This window comes from Kushneria sp. Sum13 (genome assembly GCF_052692355.1).
In genome coordinates this window covers 1,625,751-1,651,187 of the sequence record NZ_CP199847.1, presented here as the reverse complement: position 1 = coordinate 1,651,187, position 25,437 = coordinate 1,625,751, and the positions used below count along the sequence as shown (strand labels likewise).

Genomic DNA, 25,437 nt, shown 5'->3' with positions numbered 1-25,437 from the left:
TCGTTACCGGGTTCTGCAGTGACGCCTTCCGACACCTCATCTTACGGATATCCCATGGCCGCTGATTCTCGCTCGCTGGATGAACTCTTCGCGCATGATGCGTTTATTGCCCGTCATATCGGCATCGATGCCACGGCACGTCACCAAATGCTGGAGACGCTGGGCGCCGATACGATGGCGGACCTGCTCGCGCACGCCATCCCCCAGGACATTCGCATGGAAGGCGAACTGAATCTGGCCGAACCGGTGTCGGAGCTTGAAGCGCTGACGCGCCTACGTCGGGTCATGGGTACCAATCGGGTCATGAAAAATCATATCGGGGCCGGCTATTACGGCACCATCATGCCTGCCGTCATTGCACGCAATGTCCTTGAAAATCCGGGCTGGTATACCGCCTATACGCCGTATCAACCCGAGATTGCCCAAGGGCGGCTCGAAGGCCTGCTCAACTTCCAGCAGATGGTCATGGACATGACCGGCATGGCACTGGCCAATGCCTCATTGCTGGATGAAGCGACTGCCGCCGCCGAGGCCATGGCGCTGTGCAAGCGCTCCAACCGGAAAAATAAAAGCTCGGCATTTTTTGTGGCCGATCACGTGTTCCCTCAGACGCTGGACGTCGTGCGTACGCGTGCTCGCTGGCTGGGTCTTGAGGTCATCGTCGACCGCGCCGACGCACTGGATCAGTACGATGTCTTTGGTGCCCTGCTGCAATATCCGGCTGAAGACGGTAGCGTGACGGATCTCGGAGCGCTTATCGAGCGCGCGCATGAGCGTCACACCATGGTCGCCGTGGCCACCGACCTTCTGGCACTGGCCCTTTTGAAGCCGCCGGGAGAGATGGGCGCCGATATCGCACTTGGCTCCGCTCAGCGCTTTGGCGTGCCCATGGGCTTTGGCGGCCCGCATGCTGCGTTTTTTGCCGTCAACGACGACCTCAAGCGTTCCATGCCCGGTCGTGTCATCGGGGTCTCCCGCGACCGCCACGGCAAACCCGCGCTGCGCATGGCCATGCAGACACGTGAACAGCACATCCGTCGCGAGAAGGCGACCTCCAACATTTGTACCGCCCAGGCGCTGCTGGCCAACATTGCCGGCTTTTATGCGGTCTATCATGGCCCGGACGGTATTCGCACCATTGCCGCCCGCGTTCATCGCCTGACCTGCATTCTGGCAAAAGGCCTGGCCGACAGCGCTGCAAGCGTCGACAACGAGGGCTTTTTCGATACGCTGACGCTGCGTGTTGATGATGTAGCAGGACTTCAGCAGCGTGCTGAAAAGGCCGGGCATAATCTGCGCTATCGTGACGATGGCCGGATAAGCATCAGTCTGGATGAGACCACCACACCGGAAGATATCGACGCCCTTTTCGCCATTTTACTGGGTGACCGGCACGGGCAGGATGTGGCCGCCATCGATGCCACGCTTCAAAATACCGGCGCCCGACTCCCGGCACCCTGCCAGCGCCAGTCGGACTTTTTGACGCATCCGACCTTCTCGCGCTATCACAGCGAAACCGAGATGCTGCGCTACCTGAAGCGGCTCGAAAATCGTGATCTGTCGCTCACGCATGCCATGATTCCGCTGGGCTCCTGCACCATGAAGCTCAATGCCACCACCGAGATGGTGCCGCTGTCCTGGACCGAGTGCGCCGACATTCATCCCTTTGCGCCCGAGTCGCAGGTGTCGGGCTACATGACGATGATTGGTGAGCTGGGGAACTATCTCATTGAAGTCACCGGTTATGATGCCATCTCCATGCAGCCCAACTCCGGGGCACAGGGAGAATATGCCGGGCTTCTGGCCATACGGCGCTATCAGCAGTCGATCGATCAGGGCCATCGGCACATCTGTCTGATCCCGTCATCGGCCCATGGCACCAACCCGGCATCGGCCGCCATGACCAGCATGAAGGTGGTGGTGGTGGAATGTGATGCCAACGGCAATATCGATCTGGAAGACCTGCAGGCGAAGGCTGAAAAGCACAGCGATGAACTCTCGGCCATCATGCTGACCTATCCGTCGACGCATGGTGTTTTTGAAGAAGGTGTTCGCAAGGCCTGTGAGATCGTGCATCAGCATGGTGGACAGGTGTATATCGATGGCGCCAACATGAACGCCCAGGTAGGCCTGTGCCGGCCGGGGGATTATGGCGGTGATGTTTCACACCTCAATTTACACAAGACCTTCTGCATTCCCCACGGTGGCGGCGGCCCCGGCATGGGTCCGATTGGCGTCAAGGCGCATCTTGCCGATTATCTGCCGGGCCATGTCCATCGCACTGATCACACGAGCCTTGAGCCCGGCACTGCCGTCTCCTCGGCCGCCTTTGGCAGCGCCCTGATCCTGCCCATTTCATGGGCCTATATCGTCATGATGGGCGCGCGCGGCCTGCGAGAAGCCAGTGAAGCGGCCATTTTGAATGCCAACTACATGGCCCATCGTCTGAGCGAGCACTACAGCGTCCTCTACCGTGGCCAGAAGGGTCACGTGGCGCACGAGTGCATCATCGATATTCGCCCCCTCAAGGCCGCCAGCGGTATCGACGAAGAGGACATTGCCAAGCGTCTAATGGATTACGGCTTCCATGCACCGACCATGTCCTTCCCGGTGGCCGGCACCCTCATGATCGAGCCGACCGAGTCCGAGTCACGTCAGGAGCTGGACCGCTTCTGTGAGGCCATGATCGCCATTCGCGAAGAGATTCGCGCCGTGGAGCAGGGAAACGTGGCCCGCGACAACAATGTGCTGGTCAATGCCCCGCACACCCAGCGTGACCTGTATCAGGAAAACTGGCCGTTCCCCTACTCCCGGGAACAGGCTGCCTTTCCAACCCCGGCGACAAAAGCCGCCAAGTTCTGGCCCAGCGTCAACCGGGTCGACAATGTCTATGGCGACCGCAATCTGATCTGCAGCTGTCCGAGCATCGATGACTATCGCGACTGATTGACCCTCGCGATTGATCAGCCCTTGGGATACAAAAGGCCGGCACAATGGATGACATTGTGTCGGCCTTTTTGGTCAACACCTGGCGCTGCAGAAGAGGCTTACGCGTTACTGCCCTCGGCAGGCGTTTCGTGGCCATACATGTCGGCAGGCGCTTCGTAGCCATAAAGGGCATTGCGACGCTGCTCGCGAAACTCATCCAGCAACTGCCGGTATCGTCGAGGCAGCTCCGCCCCTCTACGCGTCAGGACATACAGGGACTCATACACCGGTACCGACAGCGGTACTTCCTGAACCTGGCGCTGCCAGGGCGAGGTTTCAAGCACCGCGCGTGATACAACCGTAAAGCCCAGCCCGCGGGCGACCGCGTCCAGCACGACCGCCACATCGTTGGTATAGCCCTTTTGCGGAAAATAACTGATCGAGCGGAACTCGGCAGGATAGTTGTCGCGCAGCACCTGGCTTGCGTTATTCACGCCATTGAAGTAGTTCAGAAATCCCAGAGACAGCAGCTCGTTGATGCTATTGCCACGAAAATCGGCAGGCACTACAAGGCACAGCGGCTCATGGTGCCAGAGCTCATACTCAAGGTCGGGATGACGCGTGATGTCCGTGACGATCCCCAGGTCATGGCGACCGGCCAGAACGTCCTGCACGATTTCAGCATTGAAGGCGAAATTGTAATTGATGGTCAAACCGGTGTTGACCTGCTGATAGCCCAGTGCAAAGGGGTAAAACATCAAGCCGATGCTTGACGGGCTGGCAATCCGACAGTCGCCACTGCTCAGGGACTCATCATCAAGGCCATGGCGAAACTGTTCATGTTCGGCAAACAGGCGAATGGCATAGTCGTAGGCGCGCCGCCCTGCTTCCGTGAGCGTAAAACGACGGCCATGCCGGCGCAGCAGGGTCTTGTCGAGATAGTGTTCAAGCTTGCGGATGTGCTGGCTGACCCCGGGCTGCGTCATTTCCAGCTTATGGGCCGTATGGGTAAAGCTGCCTGTTTCCACCAGCGTGATAAAGGTTTTGAAATACTGGGCATTAAACATGAGACGTTATCAGCTCACTGACGGCCCTGAACGACATGCGCCCGGGCAAACAAAAAATCTTCATTTCTGATCAGATAGATACGGCGTGACCGGCTACCTTATCAGAAAAGACCATGGTCCGCATGAGCTCCTCGGGCTCTCGTGTTAGCATCCCGGGACAGGATTTTTGACACTGCTTGCCATTGGAATCTCCAACATGCCCGACCCCTTTTTAAGACGCGCCGAAGACATTAAAAAGACACTGCTTGCGATGGAATCCGAGGCGCGCGAGGAAGACCTTTTTGCACTGGGCTACATGATTCCGCAGATCGAGCTTGTGCAGGAGATGGCGCAATACGATCCAGAGGACGTAACCAGCGAGGACTTCGATGCCACCTACCGCCAGTGGCTTGAAAGCACCTTTATGGAAGATGCCATGGAAAGCGATGACCGTCAGCGGATCGAGGAACTCTGGCACAGCGCCATGAACCGGGCGGGCTGACCCATGTCGCCAGAGTTTGCCTCTGGCATTTGTTGACTGCAGGAAAAGGACATCAAAGAGGATGAAGGAAGCTACACGGATTTCAGTCACCATTTCTCCGGAAGGCAGTCTGGAAGTGCTCTCTCAGCAGGAGGTCAATCGCCTGCGAGACACTTCATCCAACGGCATGCACGATGTGCTTCGCCGCTGTGCACTGGCCATCCTGAACTACGGCACCATGGTTGATGACAGCTGCAGTGTGCTTGAGGCCTATCACGACTTTGATATTGAAGTCATCCAGCAGGATCGAGGCATCCGTCTAAAGCTTACCAATGCCCCGGCCCATGCCTTCGTGGATGGCAGCATGATTCGCGGCATTCGTGAACTGCTGTCTTCCGTTTTGCGTGACGTGGTTTACGTCTCCAACGAAATTGAAAAACATGGTCGCTTCGATCTCGAATCTGCCGAAGGCATTACCAACGCCGTGTTTCATATCCTGCGCAATGCCGGAGTCATGAAGCCTTCACGTGATCCCAACCTGGTGGTCTGCTGGGGCGGGCACTCCATCTCACGCGAGGAGTACGACTACAGCAAGTCGGTCGGCTATCATCTGGGGCTGCGTGACATGGACATCTGCACCGGTTGCGGGCCGGGCGCCATGAAAGGGCCAATGAAGGGTGCCAATGTCGCACACGCCAAACAGCGTCGTCGCAACAGTCGCTATCTGGGCATTTCGGAGCCTGGCATCATTGCAGCCGAGTCACCCAACCCGATCGTCAATGAACTGGTCATCATGCCGGACATTGAAAAGCGACTCGAGGCCTTCATTCGCGTTGGCCACGGCATCATCATCTTTCCTGGTGGCGTGGGCACCGCCGAAGAGATCCTGTATCTGCTGGGCGTATTGCTGCATCCAGACAATGCCGACATCCCCTTCCCGATCATCTTTACCGGGCCGGCCGGCAGCGCCGACTATTTCCGGCGCATTGATGAATTTATTGCCTTCACGCTGGGTACCGAGGCTCAAAAGTACTATCGCATCATGATTGACGACCCCGTCGGTGTGGCCCGTGCCATGAGAGACGGTATCGAGGAAGTTACTGCCTTTCGCCGCGAGCACCAGGATGCTTTCTACTTCAACTGGCGCCTGGAGATTCCACGAGACTTTCAGCAGCCCTTCACCCCGAACCACGAGTCAATGGCCGGGCTGGCCCTTCATCGTCGCCAGAACGTGCATGATCTGGCCGCCAACCTGCGTCGCGCCTTCTCGGGAATAGTGGCCGGCAACGTCAAGGAGCAGGGCGTACGGGCCATCGAAAAACAGGGTCCTTTCCGCCTGAACGCTGAAAGCGAGCTCATGGCGCCTCTTGATGAGCTGCTGACCTCCTTTGTCGCGCAGGGACGCATGAAACTGCCCGGCAGTGAATACGTGCCCTGCTATACGCTGAACACGTAAAACGTGACCAGACTGCCGGTGGCGCTACTGCTCTGCAGGGCGCCACCAGCCATAAAGTGCATGCAGCAAGAGCCCGATGGTCATGGCTCTGGGCAACCACTGATACCAGTCCTGCGACTGCCCTGTCGCAAGTTGCCAGATCGCCGTTGCCGCCACACCCGCCACCAGCCACAACAAAAGCCGTTTAAGCGCTGTCAACGCTCCCTTCCTGACGCTGCTGGAGGCACGCTGCCATAACAGGGCAGACACGACGACCAGCGCCGCCACGCCCCCACATACCAGTATCAGACGCTCATTGTCGCGAACAATATAGTAACCGGGCGCTGCCATCAGCATGGTCAGGGCAAGTCCCAGCAAAATGGAGATTCGCTCACCGCTGGCCAGCAGACCCTGACGACTCACGAATGCGCCTCCAGCCACTGCTCTGCCCAGGGCAGTGCGGCATCGTCGGCCATGGGCGTTTCCGAGGCGTCTACTTCCAGACGCTCGCCAACACGGCTGGCGCCAAGAGCGGTCAGAAGCTCGTCCAGCTTGCGCCCGGCACCACAGAAACTCTCCTCGTAGCTGCTGTCTCCCATGGCAATCAGGGCATATTGCAGGCCCTGAAGTGACGGGCGCTGTTGCTCAAGGGCACTGCTGAGACCGGTGAAATTGCCCGGATAATCGCCCCGGCCCGTGGTCGAAATGCAAAAAAGCGCCAGATCCGGCCGAGGGTCGACCAGCTTTTCCAGTGTGGGGGTTTCATAAATATCGACACCGTAGCCTGCCGATTCAAACAAGGGCGCTATCTGCTCGGCGACATCCAGCGCGCCGCCATAAACAGTGGCAACATAAATTCCGACATCAGGCATGATTTTCGATCACCAGGATTAAATTTGGGAAATGGTAACATAGTGCTTCAGGCGCTTTCCTGGCGAGCAACCTGCAAAAAAGCCCCGCCATGGGCGGGGCTTTTCATGTCATGACAGACGATTGTCATGGCCGTGGATACAGCAGTGGATCAGGCCTTGTCGCGCTCTTCCACCAGAGCCTTGAGCTTCTGCCCGGGACGGAAGGTCACCACGCGACGCGCCGAGATCGGGATCTCCTCTCCTGTCTTGGGATTACGACCAGGCCTTTCACGCTTGTCGCGCAAATCAAAGTTGCCAAAACCTGACAGCTTGACCTGTTCGTTTTCCCTGAGACACCCGCGGATTTCGTCAAAAAACTGCTCGACAAGCATTTTGGCTTCACGCTTTGAAAATCCAAGCGACGTGTGCAGATGCTCTGCCAGTTCAGCCTTGGTCAACGCACTCATTATCCGACATCCTGTAGGAGACAATCTTTAGGAGACAGTATCCCGCCGCCGCATTCAGTTACGCAGCAACGCGCCAAAACGTTCCGAGGAGACCGCTACAATATTGTCAATTGTCTGATTAATTTCAACATCTGTCAGCGTGCGCGAAGGATGCTGCCAGGTCAAGCCCAGCGCCAGGCTCTTGCGCCCCTCTTCCACACCGGCGCCCTGATAGACGTCAAAAAGACGCAGATCCGTTAATGCTTCCCCGGCCTGTTCACGAATGACATCCAGAAGCGACTGTACCGGCAGGCTCTCGTCTACCAGCAGAGCCAGGTCGCGCCTGACTTCCGGATGGCGAGACAGCGGGCTGAATGCTGCCAGCCTGCCCTGCTGCAGGGCCGCCAGCTCAAGCTCGAACACATAGACCTCGGGCTTGATGCCAAGCTGCTCTCTGACAGCAGGATGCAGTGCTCCGACCCAGCCGGCGGGATGCTCACCTCGCAGGATACGGGCACACTGCCCGGGATGAAGCGCTTCATGCTCACCCGGCTCGAAACGCCATTCGCCCTCGACACCCCCCAGTGACAGAAGACGCTCAACGTCTCCCTTGATGTCAAAGAAATCGACGCCTTCCCTGCGGCCCATCCACCCTTCCGGGTCTCGTGTGCCACAGATCATGCCACCCAGCATGGGCGTTTGCGTCAGCGCATCGATCTCGCCGTTGAACACAAGTCCGGTTTCAAAAAGACGAATGCGCTGCTGCTGACGATTGAGGTTGTGCAACAGCGCACGGCTCAAGCCCGCCCATAGACTCGAGCGCATCACGGACATATCGCTGGAAATGGGGTTGGCAAGTGTCGGTGTCACGACATTCGGGTTCAGGGCCTGCTGAAGATCGTCAGACACAAAACTGTAGGTAATGGCTTCTTGATAGCCACCGGCCACCAGATGCTGACGAATGACATCGAGCGAAACCTTCGTGGCATCCTCACGACGTGGCGCCAGACTGGCCTGCGGGTAGCGAACGGGCAACCGGTTATAGCCGTGCACGCGCGCCAGCTCCTCGACCAGATCTTCTTCAAGGCGCACATCAAAGCGCCACGCCGGAGCACTGACGTCCCAGCCACCTGACGCACGAGCCGTCAGGGTCATGCCCAGACGCGTCAGAATATCGCTGATCTCGTCATCTTCAAGCGTCATACCCAGAATACGACTGACGCGCTCGGCGCTCAGACTGATCTGACAGGTATCGGGCAGCGCCTGTTGATCCGTTTGCTCGATGACAGGGCCGGGACGGCCACCGGCAAGCTCGACAAGCAATCCTGTCGCCCGCTCGAGTGCGCGCACCTGCAACGTTGGATCCACACCGCGCTCAAAACGATGGGAAGCGTCCGTGTGCAGACCGTATTGACGCGCCCTTCCAGCAACGGCCAGCGGCGCAAAGAAGGCAGACTCCAGCAGCACATGACGCGTGTCAGAATTGACACCGGAACGCTCTCCCCCCATGACACCGGCAATGGCCAGCGGCCCTTCAGCATCGGCAATCAGGAGGGTATTGTCTTCAAGCGCTACCTTCTGCCCATCAAGCAGGGTCAATGACTCACCGGCGCGGGCATTACGCACTTCGATATGGCCCTGGAGTCGATCCAGATCGAAGGCATGCATCGGCTGTCCCAGCTCAAGCATCACGTAATTGGTAATGTCCACCACAATATCGATGGAGCGCAGGCCGCAGCGACGCAGATATTCTGTCAGCCACAGAGGAGAAGGCGTGCTGACATCAACATCGCGGACAATACGCGCACTGTAGCGTGGGCAGGCACTGGTATTGTCCAGACGAACCTCAAAGCGTTCATCGATCTGCGCTGCCACGGGCGCAATCCCGGGCGTTTTGACTTCAACCCGATTGAGCACACCGATCTCGCGTGCAAGCCCCATAACACTCAGGCAGTCGCCGCGATTGGGGGTAAGATCAACATCGATACTGTGATCATCCAGCCCAAGCCACTGCCTTAAATCCTCACCTATGGGGGCATCGTCCGGCAGCACCCAGATGCCCGGAGACTTTTCCTCGACCAGGCCAAGCTCTGACTCGCCGCAGATCATGCCGTGAGAGGCCACACCCCTTAGTTTGGCTTCCTTGATGGCGAAATCGCCAGGCAGTACAGCACCGGGTCTGGCCAGCGCCACTTTCTGACCGGCGGCCACATTGGGCGCGCCGCACACAACCTGTTGAAGCTGGCCGCTGCCGTCATCGAGCTGGCAGACGCGCAAACGATCAGCATCAGGGTGCTGAGCGGCCTCTTTAACCTGTGCAACCACGACGCCTGAAAACGGGGCGGATACCGATTCAATGGCATCCACTTCCAGCCCTGCCATGGTGATCTGATCGGCAATCGCCTGCACATCCTGCGCCACATCAACCCATTGACGCAGCCACTGTTCGGAAACTTTCATCTTGCCTCGCTATACCGAAACGAATTACTGGAACTGGCGGAGAAAGCGCAGATCGTTATCGAAGAAAAGCCGCAGGTCATTGACGCCATATCGCAGCATCGCCAGACGCTCGACCCCCATACCAAAGGCAAAACCGCTGTAGCGCTTCGAATCTATATCGACGTGGTCAAACACATTGGGATGCACCATGCCGCAACCCATGACCTCAAGCCAACCGGTATGAGAACACACCCGGCATCCCTTGCCACCGCAGTTAACGCACTGAATATCGACTTCTGCCGAGGGCTCGGTAAACGGAAAGTAGGAGGGACGAAAGCGAACATCGAGCCGGTCACGTTCAAAGAAGGCTTTCAGGAAAGCTTCAATGGTGCCCTTGAGATCGGCAAAGCTGACGTTTTCATCCACAAACAGCCCTTCTACCTGATGGAACATGGGGCTATGAGTGAGATCGGAATCGTTACGATAGACACGCCCTGAACACACCAGTCGCACTGGCGGCTCCTGATGTTCCATGGTGCGGATCTGAACCGGAGAGGTGTGCGTGCGCAAGACATGGCGCGCATCGAAATAAAAGGTGTCATGCATGGCGCGGGCAGGATGATGCGCCGGTATGTTCAGCGCCTCAAAGTTATGATAATCGTCCTCGATTTCAGGCCCTTCGGCGATGTCATAACCAATATTGGCAAAACACTGCTCGATACGACGCAGCGTCTGGGTAATGGGGTGCAGACCGCCCGATGACTCCCGCCGACCCGGCAGGGTGACATCCACCTTCTGCTCTGCAAGCCTGGCCGCCATGGCACTGGCTTCCAGCGCCGTCCTTTTGGCATCCAGTGCGGCTTCAACCTGTTGCCTTGCCTGATTGATCACTTCCCCGGCGGCGGGTCGCTCCTGCGCCGGCAGTTTTCCCAATCCTTTCAAAAGGGCAGTCACCTCGCCCTTCTTGCCCAGGTAGCGGACACGAATATCTTCCAGTGCCCTGATATCTTCGGCAGCGTCAATGGCTTCGACTGCCGTCGCTACTACTGTGGAGAGATGCTCCATCCGTCTTGCTCCATGAAAAACGGCAGATTGCAGATACCAGGAAAGCTCTGCACGTTGATCCTGTTATCAGGGATCTGACGATAAATTGTTGCCACACAAAAAAACAAGGGAAGAGCGACGGCTCTTCCCTTGTAGCACTTCGGCAGGTGACATCAAGTCACCAGTACCGTCAGGCAGCCTTGGCTTGCTCGACGATGGAACCGAAAGCCTGCTTTTCGTGAACGGCCAGATCAGCAAGGATCTTGCGGTCGATCTCGATACCGGCCTTTTTCAGACCGTTGATGAAGCGGCTATAGGACATGCCGTGAGTGCGAGCTGCAGCGTTGATACGTGCAATCCACAGTGCGCGGAATTGACGCTTGCGCTGACGGCGGTCGCGGTAGGCGTATTGGCCTGCCTTGATGACCGCCTGCTTGGCAACACGGAAAGTACGTGAACGAGCACCGTAGTACCCTTTCGCCTGCTTCAGAATCTTCTTGTGACGACGACGAGCGACGACACCACGCTTTACACGAGCCATGAAAATCTCCTGACTTCAGTTATTTGAATCGACTTAGATATAAGGGAGCATGCGCTCGATCAAACGACGATCGGCATCATGGATCTGCTTCATACCGCGCAGCTGACGCTTACGCTTGGTCGATTTCTTGGTCAGGATATGGCTGCGAAAGGACTGCTTGTGCTTAAAGCCCTTGGCAGTGCGCTTGAAGCGCTTGGCCGCACCGCTGTTGCTCTTGATCTTCGGCATGAGAATAACTCCGCGCGATATTTTTTAGAAAACCCGAGGCCGGCATGCCATGTCATCCATAATGGCTCGACATGCCCGTTAAACTGCCCACGGATCACTTTTTCCTGGGGGCCAGCATCATGATCATTTGCCGGCCTTCCATCTTCGGACGCGATTCTACAACAGCAAGGTCTTCCAAGTCATGTTCTACACGCTCCATGAGCTTGCGTCCGATATCCTGGTGTGCCATTTCACGACCACGGAATCGCAACGTGACCTTGCCCTTATCGCCTTCCTCAAGGAAACGCGTCAAATTCTTGAGCTTGACCTGATAATCACCTTCATCAGTGGCCGGCCTGAATTTGACTTCCTTGATCTGGATCTGCTTTTGCTTCTTCTTCTGAGCAGACTTCTGTTTTTTCAGTTCGAACTGATGCTTGCCGTAATCCATGATCTTGCAAACGATCGGATCGGCATTGGATATCTGCACGAGATCAAGCCCAGCTTCTTCAGCCTTGGCAAGCGCCTCATTCATGGGCACAACACCCAGCTGCTCGCCCTCGCTATCGATAAGCCGAACTTCATCCGCACGAATACGGTCATTTATGGGTGCGCGCTTTTCCTGAGGGCGCCCACGTTGGTTATTTCGCTTGATCGTCAAGTCTCCATTGCTGAAAAGGAATGCTGCTATCTACGCTCGGTATCGAGTCTGGCAAGAAATTCGGGAACTGTCATGGTCCCCAGATCCTCACCGGTCCGCGTTCGGACAGCAACGCTATTTGACTCCACTTCCTTATCGCCGACTACCAGCAGATAAGGCACTTTCTGGAGTGTATGCTCACGAATTTTAAAACCGATCTTCTCATTCCTCAAGTCTGACTTGACACGAAGACCAGCTTGTTGCAATTGCTCGGTCAGCGACGAGGCATAAGACGCCTGCGCATCGGTGATATTAAGCACAACGATCTGCTCTGGAGAAAGCCACAGAGGCAAGGCGCCCGCATGATGCTCCAGCAGGATACCGATAAAGCGCTCGAAGGAACCAATAATGGCACGGTGCAGCATGACCGGTGTATGACGATTGCCATCTTCACCTACATATTGCGCACCAAGACGGCCGGGCATCATGAAGTCAACCTGCATGGTGCCTACCTGCCACTCCCGGCCCAGACAGTCACGCATATGGTACTCGATCTTGGGACCATAAAAGGCGCCCTCTCCCGGCAGCTCCTGCCAGGTGACGTCACAGGCCGTCAGTGCCGCGCGCAGCGCACCCTCGGCCTTGTCCCAATCTTCATCACTGCCGATACGCTTTTCAGGGCGCAGTGCAATCTTGACGTCGATATCGCTGAAGCCAAAATCTTCATAGACCTTGAGCGCCTGGCGGTGGAAATCGGTCACCTCAGGCTCAATTTGACGCTCTGTACAGAAGACGTGACCGTCATCCTGAGTAAAGGCACGCACTCGCATGATGCCATGCAACGCGCCCGAAGGTTCGTTGCGATGACAGCCACCAAACTCGCCGTAGCGAATGGGCATTTCGCGATAGCTGTGCAGGCCGGAATTAAATACCTGAACATGTCCCGGACAGTTCATCGGCTTGAGCGCATACTCGCGCTTTTCCGACTCGGTAAAGAACATGTTTTCCGAATAGTTGTCCCAATGACCGGACTTTTTCCAGAGACTGACGTCCATGACCTGCGGGCAGCGAATCTCCTGATAGCCGCCACTGTGATACACGCGACGCATGTACTGCTCGACTGCCTGCCAGATGGCCCAGCCTCGCGGGTGCCAGAAGACCATACCGGGCGACTCTTCCTGCTGATGGAAGAGATTAAGCTGTCGGGCAAGCTTGCGGTGGTCGCGCTTTTCCGCTTCCTCAAGCCGTTTCAGATAGGCATTCAACTGCTTCTTGTCCGCCCAGGCCGTGCCATAAATGCGTGTCAGCATGGTATTGGAGGCATCGCCGCGCCAATAGGCGCCGGCCAGCTTTAGAAGCTTGAAGGACTTGAGATGCCGGGTATTGGGAACGTGAGGTCCCCGGCACATGTCCGTGTATTCCTTGTGATGATAAAGACGAATGGTCTCGCCTGCTGGAATACGGGAAACGATATCCTGCTTGTAGGGTTCGTCTCTGGCGACAAAAGCCTCCATGGCCTGATCGCGGTCGACGTATTTCCTGTCAACGTCATACCCTTCGTCGATCAGTTCGCGCATGCGCTTTTCGATCTTTTCCAGATCATCGCTTGAAACAGACTGCCCAAAATCGATGTCGTAATAAAAGCCGTCATCAATGACAGGACCAATGGCCATTTTGGCTTCGGGGTACAGCTGTTTGACGGCATGTCCAATGAGATGCGCACAGGAGTGGCGAATAATCTCGAGCCCTTCCTGGTCCTTCGCAGTCACGATGGCAACGGTTGCGTCATGGTCGACAATGTCGGCCGTGTCGACCAGCTGGCCATCGATTTTACCGGCAATGGCCGCTTTTGCCAGACCGGCACCGATGGACTCGGCGATTGCCATAATGGATACGGGAGATTCGAATTGACGCTGGCTACCGTCAGGAAGCGTGACGACGGGCATAGGAGTTCCTTCCTTTTTCAGTGGTGACCGCTACCAGGAGTCACTTGAGGTATTACATTGTCAGCACGACGCAGGGAATGCGCCATGGAACTGGCAGGCGTGAGGCAAGCTATAAGCCGGCATGCAAACTAACAAAGAGTGACGAATGACGTCCAGCTAATAACTGAACATTGCTGCAGTCGTTGGTATCTGACACACAGCATTTATATAAAATCATATAAAAAAAGAGGGCGCCGAAGCGCCCTCTTTGGTCAGGTGCAGATCAGTAAAATTTACTGAGCGCTGGCACCGTTCTGACCAGTACGATCCATGACCTGACCATCGTCACCCAGCGGGTGTACTTCAGTACGACGGTTTTCTGCGCGGCCTTCAGCAGTATCGTTGCTGGCTACCGGACGCTCTTCACCAAAGCCGAGAGCTTCCATACGATCAGCGGAAACGCCCTGAGAAGTCAGGTAGTCACGTACGGACTCTGCACGACGCTGAGACAGGTTCTTGTTGTAGGAAGCGCTACCAACGGAGTCGGTGTGGCCTTCCAGACGAACGCGAACCTGTTCGTTGCTGTTCAGCTTCTCTGCAACGTCGTTGAGCGTCTGCTCGGCGTTGGAGGTCAGCTTGGCGGAGTCAAACTCGAAGTTGACGTCGCGCAATACCAGTGCTGCCGGGCAGCCCAGTGCATTGACCTGAGTACCGGCCGGGGTATCCGGGCACTGATCCTGATAGTCCGGAACGCCGTCACCATCGGAATCCAGCGGGCAGCCGCGTGAATCGACTTCTACACCAGCCGGAGTACCCGGGCACTGGTCGAGATAGTCCGGCACGCCGTCACCGTCAGTATCGATCGGGCAGCCCTTGGCATCAACGGCAACGCCGGCAGGTGTACCCGGGCACTCATCACGAGAATCCGGCACGCCATCGTTGTCAGAATCCATTTCACGGCTATCGCCACCCGAGCAAAGCAGGGCACCTGCTGTTGCACCGGCAGTTGCGCCGACGGCAGCACCGGTCTCTTCATCGTCATTGCTGCTGACACCGTAACCGAGGCCACCACCGATCAGGCCACCAGCCAGACCGCAGACGAAAGGAGAAGAGTACCAGGAATCGCCGCTGGAAGAAGCGCCAGAGGATTGAGAACCTGAGCTGGCGCAGCCAGCGAGACCCATTACGAGAGCAGATCCCAGCAGCAAGCCAGTTGTTGATTTATTCATGCAAGACTCCTTCTTTTTTGCAACGCTAGGGCAACGATGTTGTTACTAAGCGGTTCCGAGTATAGGCAACGCCAACAGCTCTAGAAAGTTTTTCTTCTACTGCCAGAAAAAGCACGCGAGAGGCATTGGAACACGCTATTGACCACCCTGCTTTGGTCACTCGAAACAACTACACGATGCCATGATGAAAAACGCGTCACAGGCAATCCATTGTGACGTATTCGAACACTGTTTTCGCACTGAAAGCGATGAAAGTCAAACGCTGTTTATTGCATTGATTAAATTTCAGGTTAATTGTTTCGAACTTCAAAAAAATAAATCATGCCCTGAATATACTTTATCGATGCGCCAGAACGTTATCCGTTCGACCTACCAACTTGCGCGCAGCCTGAAGAATAGCCGTTTCGTGTTCGTTGACAACCTGCAGTCTATGCCGGTCTTCCTGCATTCTTTCGCGCGCCGTCAGTGCCGAGCGCGCCTGATGGGTATGCAAATGCGAGGCGCTATCGCTGACCTGCGCAATCACTGCCAGTTCATCATCCTTCCACCAACCGGTATCAAGAATATCGATAATGACCCGGGCGCGCAGACATCCTTCCATGAGGTCCATCTGGCCTTCCTGCATGGCCCGACCTATAACGTTGAGATTGGACAGGCACTGATATTCGGCTTGTGCCTGCTCCTGAACCTGATGCTCTCGACGTCGACGCAGCTCGCGGGACATGCGCCAGATGATCAACAGTAAAACGCCGACAATCACCAGTGCCATGCATAAAAGCGTCATTGCCCAGATGTGTGACACGATAAATATCCCTCCTCAGTATTGGTCTGCCGATACATCTCATGAAGACTGCACTGATAGGCATGCATTCAAAGGCAAATAGTCACAGGGGAACAGCATTGGCAACACGTCAGTTTATTCAGCGCCTAATGCCTTGAACTCGGCAATCAGTTTTTCCTGCTGCTGCTTATGGGAATAGTTTCTTGCAAGTACTGATAATTCCTCGCTCAACACATGGCGCCTGTCACTGTTCTCAAGAAGCTCATGGGCATTTTGTGCCCATTTCCGAGTATCCATGGCGTCGAGTACAAGTTCCGGATAGCGATTTTCCAGAATCTCGGCACACCCGACGCCGGATGAAAGCATGACCGGCGTACCGCATGCCATGGTCTCCAGTGCAACGCGTCCAAATTCTTCGATGTGTGCAGGCAACATAAAAATATCCAGTGCCCCGTACAATTTCTCCACTTCGCTTACGGTAGAGCGCCAGATAAACCGCTCGGCAATACCAAGCCTTTGAGCCAAATGCTGGAACGAAGATGCATCATCCTTGCCAACAACAAGAAAACGACAGCGGTCAGGCAGCATTTGATCAAGCTCGGCGGCCAGCTTCACAAAGCCTTCAACATTACGTTTTGTGAAATTGCCCGAAGTGACCACCCCTACCAAAAAATCATCGGGTGCCACGCCCAGAGACTGACGAACATCTTCTCTGCCAGCATGGGCTCGCTCCGGGTTGAACTGCGCGGGATCATAACCGGGATAGCTGATATCGATTCTGTCAGGCGCGATGTCGTAACGGGTTATCAGATCGTTGCCCATCATTTTTGAATTGACGGCAACTCGACGAAAGCGCTTGCCCCTGAGCACATGATCATGGATGGCAGCCACTTCATGATGCTCTGGCAGCGCACGCCCATGTATGGCCTGACTCGCCAGATGCACACAGTTATGCAGATACACCACATCAGGCGTTTCCACATCGCCATGGCTGATCAGCAGAGCCGGTGAATGTCGACTCACCCATGTCTGAACACGACGATTGAACCAGAATCGACGGCGTGCCCCCTTGAATGGCCAACGCCAGGTTTTCACAAGTTTTGCACCCGCACGCTCTACCAGAGCGGCATTACCTCTCTCAGCGATGATCACGACCTGATAGCCCAGGGCGATCAATGCGGCCGTCTGTTCAAGTGCATTGCGACTTGCACCGGTACTTTTTTCTACCTGGCGGATGGCTATGGCGGCCAGAGGTCTTGCATGTTCCGTCATTTGAAAGGCACTCAAACAGCATTATCAGCGAAGATGTTTTCACTGGCAGTAATGAACATCCACCGCGCCGACACCTGCGTCAGCGCATTGGCGCCAGTGCCCGGCCACTATGCATGACCGGTTGGCCATCATGGTAACACCAGGCTTTTCCCGGACCACTCATTCGCTTGTGGCCCCAGATTGGGTCACGTCATGCCCCCCGAATCATGAGGGCTTTAATCACGATACCCATTGGGGTTTTTCTGTTGCCAGCGCCAGGTATCTGCCATCATTTTTTCAATACCAAACTCGGCTGTCCAACCAAGTACCTCTTCGGCATGGGCCGGGTCGGCGTAACAACGTGCGATATCACCGGCACGCCGAGGATGAAACTCATAGGCGACTTTCCGGTCACTTGCCTTTTCAAAGGCCTGCACGACTTCAAGTACGCTGTAACCCTTGCCGGTTCCAAGGTTGAAGGTATGCACTCCATCATGTCTGGACAGATACTCAAGCGCCTTCAAATGCCCTTGCGCCAGATCCGTGACGTGGATGTAGTCGCGAACGCCCGTGCCATCAGTAGTGTCATAATCATTGCCAAATACAGACAGCACTTCGCGGCGACCGATCGCCACTTGGCTGACAAAGGGCACCAGGTTATTGGGGATGCCGTTGGGGTCTTCACCGATCATGCCGCTGTCATGGGCACCGACCGGGTTGAAATAGCGCAGTACGGAAATGCGCCACTGCGGATCCGAGACAGCAAGGTCCTGCAGAATCTCTTCGACCATCAACTTGGAGCGGCCATAGGGATTGGTCGCCGCAGTGGGGAAATCTTCATTGATAGGGACCGATGACGGGTCGCCATAAACGGTGGCAGAGGAGCTAAACACCATTTTCCTGACGCCAGCACGTGACATGGCACCGCAAAGGACAAGCGTGCCGTTGACATTGTTATCGAAATAATCGAGCGGCTTTTGAACGCTTTCCCCTACAGCCTTGAGCCCGGCAAAGTGAATGACCGAGTCAATCTCGTGCTGGCCGAAAACATCATCGAGCAATGAGGCGTCCCGAATGTCCCCTTCAATCCATTGCACTTCCTTGCCTGTCAGTGCATTGACTCTTTCCAAGGATTTTTTATTGGCATTGCAAAAATTATCCAACACCAATACGTCCTGACCTGCTTCCAGCAGCGCCAGCACCGTATGCGAACCAATATAGCCTGCTCCTCCGGTGACAAGAATCATTTGTCCTCCCCTTGATGTGTGAGTCAATAAGATGGCTGGATGCACAATGATTGTGCACAAAAAATCGATGGTCATGGTCGACGAAAGGGGCAAATACAATCGTCTTATACTTCATTATAAACATGAATAAAGACGAGGGTTTATGCTGACCCATCGGTTATTCGCGCGTCTTCCGTTTTCCTGTTCTGATACCGAGAAAAAACAATGCCCGATACAACGACCGATACCGACCAGCCCTCCTCAGGCAAGGCACCTGTCATCGGCCTTTGGCTGGGCCTGCTATGGGTTTTGATGGTATTGATTATACCCGCGCCACAAGGCATGTCGGGTAGCGCCTGGCACTGTATTGGTCTGGCGCTTCTGATGGCCACGTGGTGGTCTACAGAAGCCATTCCCATTCCGGCGACCTCACTGCTGCCCATCATTCTGGCCCCTGCCATGGGCATCGGGAGCCTTAAAGACGTTACTTCGGCCTATGCAGATCCCATCATTTACCTCTTTTTGGGTGGCTTCCTGCTGGGTCTGGCCATGCAGCGCTGGAATCTGCATCGTCGCATTGCATTGCGAATCCTGATTATTGTGGGGTCTGACCCCAAACGCCAGATTGGCGGGTTCATGCTGGCCACGGGATTTATCAGCATGTGGGTTTCCAATACGGCAACAGCCATCATGATGCTGCCTATTGGTACCTCTGTCATCGCCCTGCTCTCTACCAGCAATGAAAGCGAAGTACGTCGATACGCAACGACCCTGCTACTGGCAATCGCCTATTCCGCCAGTATCGGCGGGGTTGCCACATTAATAGGCACACCGCCCAATGCGCTGCTGGCCGGCTATCTGTCCAATAACCAGAATATCGATATTGGCTTTGCTCAATGGATGATCGTTGGCTTGCCGGTATCCATTGCCATGATGCTTCTGGCCTGGTGGTGGCTGACCCGGGAAGGCTTTGATCTTGGGCAGGACGATGCCGGTGACAACCTTTTGAAAGAAGAACTGGCCAAACTGGGCGCCATGAGTTCGGCCGAAAAAAGGGTCGGCATTGCCTTTCTGGTCGCCGCTGCTGCCTGGATTGTTCGTCCCCTTCTCAACAATCTTGGTCTTGACTGGCTCAGCGATACCACCATTGCCATGACAGTGGGCATTGGCCTCTTTTTGACGCCGTCGGGCACCAGCAAAAAAGAAAAGCTCATGGACTGGGAAAGCTCAGCATCGCTCCCCTGGGGCGTACTGCTGCTATTCGGTGGCGGACTGGCGCTGGCCGGCATTATTCAGAGCTCAGGACTTGCGTCCTGGATTGCAGAGCAGCTTTCGCTGTTTTCGGTTCTCCCGCTGATCGGGCTGATTGCCATTGTCGTACTGGTGATCATCTTCCTGACAGAAGTCACCTCCAACACCGCCACCGCTGCCGCCTTTTTGCCGTTGCTGGGCGCACTGGCCATTTCTCTGGGGCTCTCGCCACTGCTAATTACCGTGCCAGCGGCGATCGCTGCAAGCTGCGCCTTCATGATGCCTGTCGCAACCCCCCCCAACGCTATCGTGTTCGCAACCGGCCAGATGAAAATTCAATCCATGATTCGCGCCGGCCTGTTTTTGAATCTTGCCGGCACCGTCATCATCACACTGCTGGTATATATGCTTGTGTCCCTGCTCTGGTAAGCGCCTGACTACCCAATCAAAAAAGCCGTCTGCTGCTGGCAGACGGCTTTTTTATATGACAGCTTTTTATTGTTGTTAGAAACAGACGTTCACTCCCTTTCGCCGCGGGCACAAAAGGAGGTCATTTCACGTAAAGAACAGAAACCCCTTAATGATCAAGGCATTGGCGATATCGATCAAAAATCCACCGACAACCGGGACAATAATGAAGGCCAGCCGTGAAGGGCCGAATCGTTCGGTTACCGCCTGCATGTTGGCAATGGCGGTGGGCGTCGCGCCCATGGCAAAACCGCAGTTGCCTGCCACCAGAACAGCAGCATCATAGCCGCCCCCCATGACCCTGAAGGTCACCTGCGTGGTATAGAAAAAGACCAGTGCCACCTGCACCATCAAAATAACCAGCATGGGCAGAGCGAGATTAGCGAGATCCCATAGCTTGAGGTTCATCAGCGCCAGCGCCAGAAACACGGAAAGCGCCACGTTACCGACCGTGTTATTGGCATCATCATTGACATGGTAAATCCGGCTGATGCGGAGCACATTGCCGATAATCACGCAGGAAAACAGCACCCATACGAAGGTCGGCAGGCTGAACGGCGTATTTTCAAGGACGCCATGAAAAAAGGTGCCGGCCACAAGCCCTGCAAAGAGACAGCACAGCACACGAATCATGCTGCCCACGTCAGTTCGTTCATCCTTGCCAGCAAGATCAGCGACATCGGCCTGATCATCACTTTCAATTTTCATCCCCTTTTTCCGGGCCCGTCGAATCAAAAATGACGCTGTAGGCCCGCCCACCAGAGAGCCAAACACCAGCCCGAATGTTGCCGCAGCCATTGCCAGCGCCATGGCACTTTCAACCCCATAATTGTTGGTGAACACCTCGGCCCACGCCGCCCCGGTGCCGTGCCCTCCAGACATGGTGATCGACCCACCAAGCAGCCCCATTACGGGTGACAAGCCAAACAGGGTGGCAATACCGACCCCTACGATGTTTTGCAATATCAGCAGGCCCACCACGAGCGCGAAGAAAATCAGCAATTTCGAGCCACCAGCACGGATCAGACCGAAATTGGCGGAAAGGCCGACCGAGGCGAAAAAAACCAGCATGAAGGGTTCCTGAAGGCCACCAAAAAAGGTGATTTCGATCCCAAAACCCCGCAATGCGGTGACCACAAGCGTGGCAAGAAGGCCACCAACCACCGGTACCGGTATATTGAATTCACGCAGAAAGCGCACATGCTTGACGCACTGCTGGCCAAGCACCAGCACCACAATGGCGATAAAGAGCGTCGTTATGGGACCCGGCGTCATAATGATTCCTGTAAGTTATTGATGTCACACACTGCAACGCCAGAAAGGCAGGCCCGAGTATAAGTCATGCGCCCCTTTCGGACCCAGCCTCATGGATGATGCCTGCGGTTTCGCGATTCTTCACTCCATGCAAAACAGGATTCTGCTTCGATTAAACCCTTGTTCCCAGAGTACAGGGTCTCTTCTTGTTAAATACGATTTTGCTCATATTCATCGATCAGTCATGACATAAAAAAGGATCGCCGCTTGCGCGGCGATCCTTCTATTCATTACCTGTCAGCAATCACTCCTGCTAAAAGGTTTCCCACTCATCGGCATCACTGGTGGCAGCAGGTGCCTTGTAGTTCTGGCTCTTTGCCGGTGTTTTAAGCTCGGTAGAAGCTCTGGGGGCCGTCGAATGCTTTGAAGCAGCCGATGTCGACGGTTTATGGCCAACCGACCTTTCCATGATCCGACTGGCGACCGGCACGGTAGAGTGCCCCATTGCCGAGCGATTGGAGACCTTGAAAAATGCCACCTGTTCACGCAGGACCCGTGCACTGTGTTCCATCGAACGGCTCGCTGCGGCCGCTTCTTCTACCAGTGCGGCGTTCTGCTGGGTCACGCTGTCCATCTGAGAGATGGCCTGGTTGACCTGATCGATACCGGTGGACTGTTCACGGCTGGCCGCGGCAATCTCGGCCACGATGTCGGTCATCTTGTTGATGCTTTCAACGATACCACCCAGCGTCTGACCCGAACGGTTGACCAGTTCGGCACCGTTGGCCACCTTGGCCACGCTGTCATTGACCAGTGTCTTGATCTCGCGGGCAGCGTCGGCGCTGCGGCTCGAAAGCGTTCGCACTTCACTGGCCACGACCGCAAAACCGCGGCCCTGCTCACCGGCACGAGCCGCTTCTACCGCCGCGTTGAGGGCCAGCAAATTGGTCTGAAAGGCGATCGAGTCGATCAGCCCGACAATCTCGGCAATCTTCTGGCTCGAGGTGCTGATGTCATTCATGGCCAGCGTCGTCTGCTCGACCACCTGACTGCCGTCGCGGGCCTGCTGGCGCACATTGAGCGCCAGCTGATTGGCCTGAGCGGCGTTGTCGGCGTTCTGTTTGACGGTCGAGGTCATCTCTTCCATCGACGCCGCCGTTTCTTCAAGGCTTGCGGCCTGTTCCTGGGTACGACGTGACAGGTCATCGTTGCCGGACGCAATCTGGCTGGAGGCAGAGCCCACCGACTCGGCATTGACGCGGACATCGTTGACCACATGGGCGAGCTGCTTTTGCATGGCGCCCAGACTGTGCAGCAGGGTGGCGAACTCGTCATGACCCTTCGCTTCGATATGATTGTCCAGATCGCCCTGAGCGATGGATTCGGAGACTTCACTGGCCCGCTTGAGTGGGGCCATAATGCCGCGAATCAGTACCCAGGCAATCACCGTCATGAGCACCAGTGCCAGTACAATGGCAGCAATAATGATGCCGATGGATTGCGAAGCCGCTGCGATGCCATTGCCGTAAGACTGTTCGGCCTGTTCGGCATTGATTTTCAAAAGGCTTTCAAGCTCTTTCGATAAGGCTTCGAAATTCTCGCGCGTTTGCTGAATGGTCGGGGTAAATCCGAACTCCCCCTGACTCATGTCGCGGTTTACCTGCTGATACAGTGTCCAGTAGGCCGTCAACAAGGGTGCAAGCCTGTCGGCTATAGCCCTTTCTTCCGGTGAGGTCACCTGTGTGGTGCTGTATGTCTGCCAGAGTCGATCCGTATCGTTTTTATACTTCTGTTCATACTCACTCAAAACCGTAACTCCGCTTTGAGGATTTCTGTCTGCGCGCACCTTGAAAGAGTCAATTCGGGACCAGCTGATGTTTTTTCTAATATCGGAAAGATTTTGCAAGGGCAAAACATTGGTCTTGTAGACCGATTCCAGATTGCGGTTGCTGAGTTTCATGCCGAACACACCAGCAGTGCCAATAACCACCATGAAAATGCCCATGACGACCATGGTCGCCACAAGCTTGTATTTCACACTACGATTTAGCCCAAACATTTGGACCCACTCCCCGATGGCTTCGAAAGGTTAATAACGACCTGGTGGGTCGAGTGACCTTTATAACGGCAAACTCTGGCGTAACCTGAGGGCTCCAAAATCCCTTTTAAAAAAAAGGCCGCCCGAAGGCGGCCTCTGATACTGAACTGGATTTGCCATCCACTAGAAGGTTTCCCACTCATCGGCATCGCTGGTGGCCGCGGGTGCCTTGTAGCTCTGGCCCTTTGCCGGCGTTTTAAGCTCGGTAGAAGCTCTGGGGGCCGTCGAATGCGTTGAAGCAGCCGATGTCGACGGTTTATGACCAACCGACCTTTCCATGATCCGACTGGCGACCGGCACGGTAGAGTGCCCCATTGCCGAGCGATTGGAGACCTTGAAAAATGCCACCTGTTCACGCAGGACCCGTGCACTGTGTTCCATCGAACGGCTCGCTGCGGCCGCTTCTTCTACCAGTGCGGCGTTCTGCTGGGTCACGCTGTCCATCTGAGAAATGGCCTGATTGACCTGATCGATACCGGTGGACTGTTCACGGCTGGCCGCGGCAATCTCGGCCACGATGTCGGTCATCTTGTTGATGCTTTCAACGATACCACCCAGCGTCTGACCCGAACGGTTGACCAGTTCGGCACCGTTGGCCACCTTGGCCACGCTGTCATTAACCAGTGTCTTGATCTCGCGGGCAGCGTCGGCGCTGCGGCTCGAAAGCGTTCGCACTTCACTGGCCACGACCGCAAAACCGCGGCCCTGCTCACCGGCACGAGCAGCTTCTACCGCCGCGTTGAGGGCCAGCAAATTGGTCTGAAAGGCGATCGAGTCGATCAGCCCGACAATCTCGGCAATCTTCTGGCTCGAGGCGCTGATGTCATTCATGGCCAGCGTCGTCTGCTCGACCACCTGACTGCCGTCGCGGGCCTGCTGGCGCACATTGAGCGCCAGCTGATTGGCCTGAGCGGCGTTGTCGGCGTTCTGTTTGACGGTCGAGGTCATCTCTTCCATCGACGCCGCTGTTTCTTCAAGGCTTGCGGCCTGTTCCTGGGTACGACGTGACAAGTCATCGTTGCCGGACGCAATCTGGCTGGAGGCAGAGCCCACCGACTCGGCATTGACGCGGACATCGTTGACCACATGGGCGAGCTGCTTTTGCATGGCGCCCAGACTGTGCAGCAGGGTGGCGAACTCGTCATGACCCTTCGCTTCGATATGATTGTCCAGATCGCCCTGAGCGATGGATTCGGAGACTTCACTGGCCCGCTTGAGCGGCGCCATGATGCCGCGAATCAGTACCCAGGCAATCGCCGTCATGAGTATTAGTGCCAGCACAATGGCAGCAACGATGACCCCGATGGATTGCGAAGCCGCTGCGATGCCATTGTTATAGGAAAGCTCTGACTGCCGGGCGTTGAGCTTTAAAAGGGTCTCCAGCTCTGCCGACAGGCTTTCGAAATTCTCGCGCGTTTGCTGAATGGTCGGGGTCAATTCGAATATCCCCTGACTCATGTCACGCCCTACCTGCTGATACAGGGTCCAGTAGGTCGTCAGCAATGGGCCCAGTTTGTCAGCAACCGCTCTCTCATCTGGCGAAGTCACCTGTGTGGTGCTGTACGTCTGCCAGAGGCGGTCCGTGTCATTTTTGTACTGCTGTTCATAACTGCTTAAAAGTGTGGCGGCAGTCTGGGGATTCCTGTCAGCCCGTGCCTTGAAAGAGTCAATTCGGGACCAGTTAATATTTTTTCGAATGGCGGCGAGATTCTGCATGGGCAGAACGTTGGTCTTGTAGACGGACTCAAGATTGGCATTGCTGCGCTGCATGCCAAATACGCCGGCAACCCCGATAATGACCATGAACACCCCCATGACAATCATGGTGGCCACAAGCTTGTATTTCACACTTCGATTCAGGCCGAACATGCTGACCACTCCCGAGTAATCAAAAGG

21 protein-coding genes are annotated in these 25,437 nt (G+C 55.8%); 4 read left to right on the top strand and 17 right to left on the bottom strand.

Translation table 11 applies throughout. The features are described 5' to 3' along the window. Window positions 1-54: 54 nt before the first annotated feature. Window positions 55-2,946, top strand: coding sequence for an aminomethyl-transferring glycine dehydrogenase (gcvP, locus tag ACUN8C_RS07750; RefSeq protein WP_445621644.1), 2,892 nt, complete (start codon window positions 55-57; stop codon window positions 2,944-2,946). 101 nt (window positions 2,947-3,047) lie between these two features. Here gcvP and ACUN8C_RS07745 read toward each other — a convergent pair whose 3' ends face one another. After that, window positions 3,048-3,995 (bottom strand): LysR family transcriptional regulator, encoded by a 948-nt coding sequence (locus ACUN8C_RS07745; protein ID WP_445621643.1) that lies wholly within the window; start codon window positions 3,993-3,995, stop codon window positions 3,048-3,050. A gap of 166 nt (window positions 3,996-4,161) precedes the next feature. Here ACUN8C_RS07745 and ACUN8C_RS07740 point away from each other — a divergent pair, with 166 nt between their 5' ends. Then, the gene (locus tag ACUN8C_RS07740) at window positions 4,162-4,476 is read left to right on the top strand and encodes a hypothetical protein (RefSeq protein WP_445621642.1); all 315 of its coding nucleotides are present in this window, start codon (window positions 4,162-4,164) and stop codon (window positions 4,474-4,476) included. Window positions 4,477-4,537: 61 nt separating this feature from the next. Next, a complete protein-coding gene (gene ppnN / locus ACUN8C_RS07735; RefSeq protein WP_445621641.1) occupies window positions 4,538-5,911 on the top strand; it encodes a nucleotide 5'-monophosphate nucleosidase PpnN in 1,374 nt (457 codons plus the stop codon). 24 nt (window positions 5,912-5,935) lie between these two features. On the opposite strand, the gene ACUN8C_RS07730 is transcribed toward ppnN, so the two are convergent. The 13 genes from ACUN8C_RS07730 to galE form a co-directional block, all read right to left on the bottom strand. Then, entirely contained in the window at window positions 5,936-6,313 is a 378-nt protein-coding gene (locus ACUN8C_RS07730; RefSeq protein ID WP_108843629.1) for a hypothetical protein, read from the bottom strand. Further along, window positions 6,310-6,762 carry a flavodoxin domain-containing protein gene (locus ACUN8C_RS07725; protein ID WP_445621640.1) on the bottom strand — a complete coding sequence of 151 codons (453 nt, stop codon included), beginning with the start codon at window positions 6,760-6,762 and terminating at the stop codon, window positions 6,310-6,312. The genes ACUN8C_RS07730 and ACUN8C_RS07725 overlap by 4 nt, the downstream gene beginning before the upstream one ends. 149 nt (window positions 6,763-6,911) lie before the next feature. After that, the gene (locus ACUN8C_RS07720; protein ID WP_086622906.1) at window positions 6,912-7,208 is read right to left on the bottom strand and encodes an integration host factor subunit alpha; all 297 of its coding nucleotides are present in this window, start codon (window positions 7,206-7,208) and stop codon (window positions 6,912-6,914) included. A 54-nt stretch (window positions 7,209-7,262) separates the two neighbouring features. After that, a complete protein-coding gene (gene pheT, locus ACUN8C_RS07715; RefSeq protein WP_445621639.1) occupies window positions 7,263-9,647 on the bottom strand; it encodes a phenylalanine--tRNA ligase subunit beta in 2,385 nt (794 codons plus the stop codon). A gap of 24 nt (window positions 9,648-9,671) precedes the next feature. Continuing rightward, a complete protein-coding gene (pheS, locus tag ACUN8C_RS07710; protein WP_108843632.1) occupies window positions 9,672-10,691 on the bottom strand; it encodes a phenylalanine--tRNA ligase subunit alpha in 1,020 nt (339 codons plus the stop codon). 169 nt (window positions 10,692-10,860) lie between these two features. Then, entirely contained in the window at window positions 10,861-11,211 is a 351-nt protein-coding gene (gene rplT, locus ACUN8C_RS07705) for a 50S ribosomal protein L20 (protein ID WP_086622909.1), read from the bottom strand. Window positions 11,212-11,244: 33 nt separating this feature from the next. Further along, window positions 11,245-11,439 carry a 50S ribosomal protein L35 gene (gene rpmI / locus ACUN8C_RS07700; RefSeq protein WP_086622910.1) on the bottom strand — a complete coding sequence of 65 codons (195 nt, stop codon included), beginning with the start codon at window positions 11,437-11,439 and terminating at the stop codon, window positions 11,245-11,247. 94 nt (window positions 11,440-11,533) lie between these two features. Continuing rightward, window positions 11,534-12,079: a translation initiation factor IF-3 gene (infC, locus tag ACUN8C_RS07695; protein ID WP_086622911.1), complete on the bottom strand. Its 546-nt coding sequence runs from the start codon at window positions 12,077-12,079 to the stop codon at window positions 11,534-11,536. Window positions 12,080-12,105: 26 nt separating this feature from the next. Beyond that, window positions 12,106-14,004 (bottom strand): threonine--tRNA ligase, encoded by a 1,899-nt coding sequence (gene thrS / locus ACUN8C_RS07690; protein ID WP_445621638.1) that lies wholly within the window; start codon window positions 14,002-14,004, stop codon window positions 12,106-12,108. Between the two features lie 272 nt (window positions 14,005-14,276). Further along, window positions 14,277-15,212: an OmpA family protein gene (locus ACUN8C_RS07685; RefSeq protein ID WP_445621637.1), complete on the bottom strand. Its 936-nt coding sequence runs from the start codon at window positions 15,210-15,212 to the stop codon at window positions 14,277-14,279. 337 nt (window positions 15,213-15,549) lie between these two features. Then, entirely contained in the window at window positions 15,550-16,014 is a 465-nt protein-coding gene (locus tag ACUN8C_RS07680) for a DUF2489 domain-containing protein (RefSeq protein ID WP_445621636.1), read from the bottom strand. Window positions 16,015-16,128: 114 nt separating this feature from the next. Then, on the bottom strand, window positions 16,129-17,280 hold the full coding sequence (locus tag ACUN8C_RS07675) for a glycosyltransferase family 4 protein (protein ID WP_445621635.1): 1,152 nt from the start codon (window positions 17,278-17,280) through the stop codon (window positions 16,129-16,131). Between the two features lie 200 nt (window positions 17,281-17,480). Then, window positions 17,481-18,491: a UDP-glucose 4-epimerase GalE gene (gene galE / locus ACUN8C_RS07670; RefSeq protein WP_445621840.1), complete on the bottom strand. Its 1,011-nt coding sequence runs from the start codon at window positions 18,489-18,491 to the stop codon at window positions 17,481-17,483. A gap of 204 nt (window positions 18,492-18,695) precedes the next feature. Between galE and ACUN8C_RS07665 the strand changes: the two genes are divergently transcribed. Continuing rightward, a complete protein-coding gene (locus ACUN8C_RS07665; RefSeq protein ID WP_445621634.1) occupies window positions 18,696-20,150 on the top strand; it encodes an SLC13 family permease in 1,455 nt (484 codons plus the stop codon). Window positions 20,151-20,276: 126 nt separating this feature from the next. Here the strand turns inward: ACUN8C_RS07665 and gltS are convergent, their stop codons facing one another. The 3 genes from gltS to ACUN8C_RS07650 form a co-directional block, all read right to left on the bottom strand. Then, the gene (gene gltS, locus ACUN8C_RS07660) at window positions 20,277-21,464 is read right to left on the bottom strand and encodes a sodium/glutamate symporter (protein ID WP_445621633.1); all 1,188 of its coding nucleotides are present in this window, start codon (window positions 21,462-21,464) and stop codon (window positions 20,277-20,279) included. 292 nt (window positions 21,465-21,756) lie between these two features. Then, window positions 21,757-23,502 (bottom strand): methyl-accepting chemotaxis protein, encoded by a 1,746-nt coding sequence (locus ACUN8C_RS07655; protein ID WP_445621632.1) that lies wholly within the window; start codon window positions 23,500-23,502, stop codon window positions 21,757-21,759. A 162-nt stretch (window positions 23,503-23,664) separates the two neighbouring features. Beyond that, window positions 23,665-25,410, bottom strand: a complete 1,746-nt coding sequence (locus ACUN8C_RS07650) for a methyl-accepting chemotaxis protein (protein ID WP_445621631.1) — start codon at window positions 25,408-25,410, stop codon at window positions 23,665-23,667. Window positions 25,411-25,437 lie beyond the last annotated feature (27 nt).

Bases quoted from the DNA above. Each gene is read 5' to 3' on its own strand.
- rplT (WP_086622909.1), bottom strand. From the start codon at position 11,211: ATGGCTCGTGTAAAGCGTGGTGTCGTCGCTCGTCGTCGTCACAAGAAG.
- ACUN8C_RS07725 (WP_445621640.1), bottom strand. From the start codon at position 6,762: ATGCCTGATGTCGGAATTTATGTTGCCACTGTTTATGGCGGCGCGCTG.
- ACUN8C_RS07665 (WP_445621634.1), top strand. From the start codon at position 18,696: ATGCCCGATACAACGACCGATACCGACCAGCCCTCCTCAGGCAAGGCA.
- gcvP (WP_445621644.1), top strand. From the start codon at position 55: ATGGCCGCTGATTCTCGCTCGCTGGATGAACTCTTCGCGCATGATGCG.
- ACUN8C_RS07655 (WP_445621632.1), bottom strand. From the start codon at position 23,502: ATGTTTGGGCTAAATCGTAGTGTGAAATACAAGCTTGTGGCGACCATG.
- rpmI (WP_086622910.1), bottom strand. From the start codon at position 11,439: ATGCCGAAGATCAAGAGCAACAGCGGTGCGGCCAAGCGCTTCAAGCGC.
- gltS (WP_445621633.1), bottom strand. From the start codon at position 21,464: ATGACGCCGGGTCCCATAACGACGCTCTTTATCGCCATTGTGGTGCTG.
- ACUN8C_RS07720 (WP_086622906.1), bottom strand. From the start codon at position 7,208: ATGAGTGCGTTGACCAAGGCTGAACTGGCAGAGCATCTGCACACGTCG.
- ACUN8C_RS07685 (WP_445621637.1), bottom strand. From the start codon at position 15,212: ATGAATAAATCAACAACTGGCTTGCTGCTGGGATCTGCTCTCGTAATG.
- ppnN (WP_445621641.1), top strand. From the start codon at position 4,538: ATGAAGGAAGCTACACGGATTTCAGTCACCATTTCTCCGGAAGGCAGT.
- pheT (WP_445621639.1), bottom strand. From the start codon at position 9,647: ATGAAAGTTTCCGAACAGTGGCTGCGTCAATGGGTTGATGTGGCGCAG.
- galE (WP_445621840.1), bottom strand. From the start codon at position 18,491: ATGATTCTTGTCACCGGAGGAGCAGGCTATATTGGTTCGCATACGGTG.
- ACUN8C_RS07650 (WP_445621631.1), bottom strand. From the start codon at position 25,410: ATGTTCGGCCTGAATCGAAGTGTGAAATACAAGCTTGTGGCCACCATG.
- ACUN8C_RS07745 (WP_445621643.1), bottom strand. From the start codon at position 3,995: ATGTTTAATGCCCAGTATTTCAAAACCTTTATCACGCTGGTGGAAACA.
- thrS (WP_445621638.1), bottom strand. From the start codon at position 14,004: ATGCCCGTCGTCACGCTTCCTGACGGTAGCCAGCGTCAATTCGAATCT.
- pheS (WP_108843632.1), bottom strand. From the start codon at position 10,691: ATGGAGCATCTCTCCACAGTAGTAGCGACGGCAGTCGAAGCCATTGAC.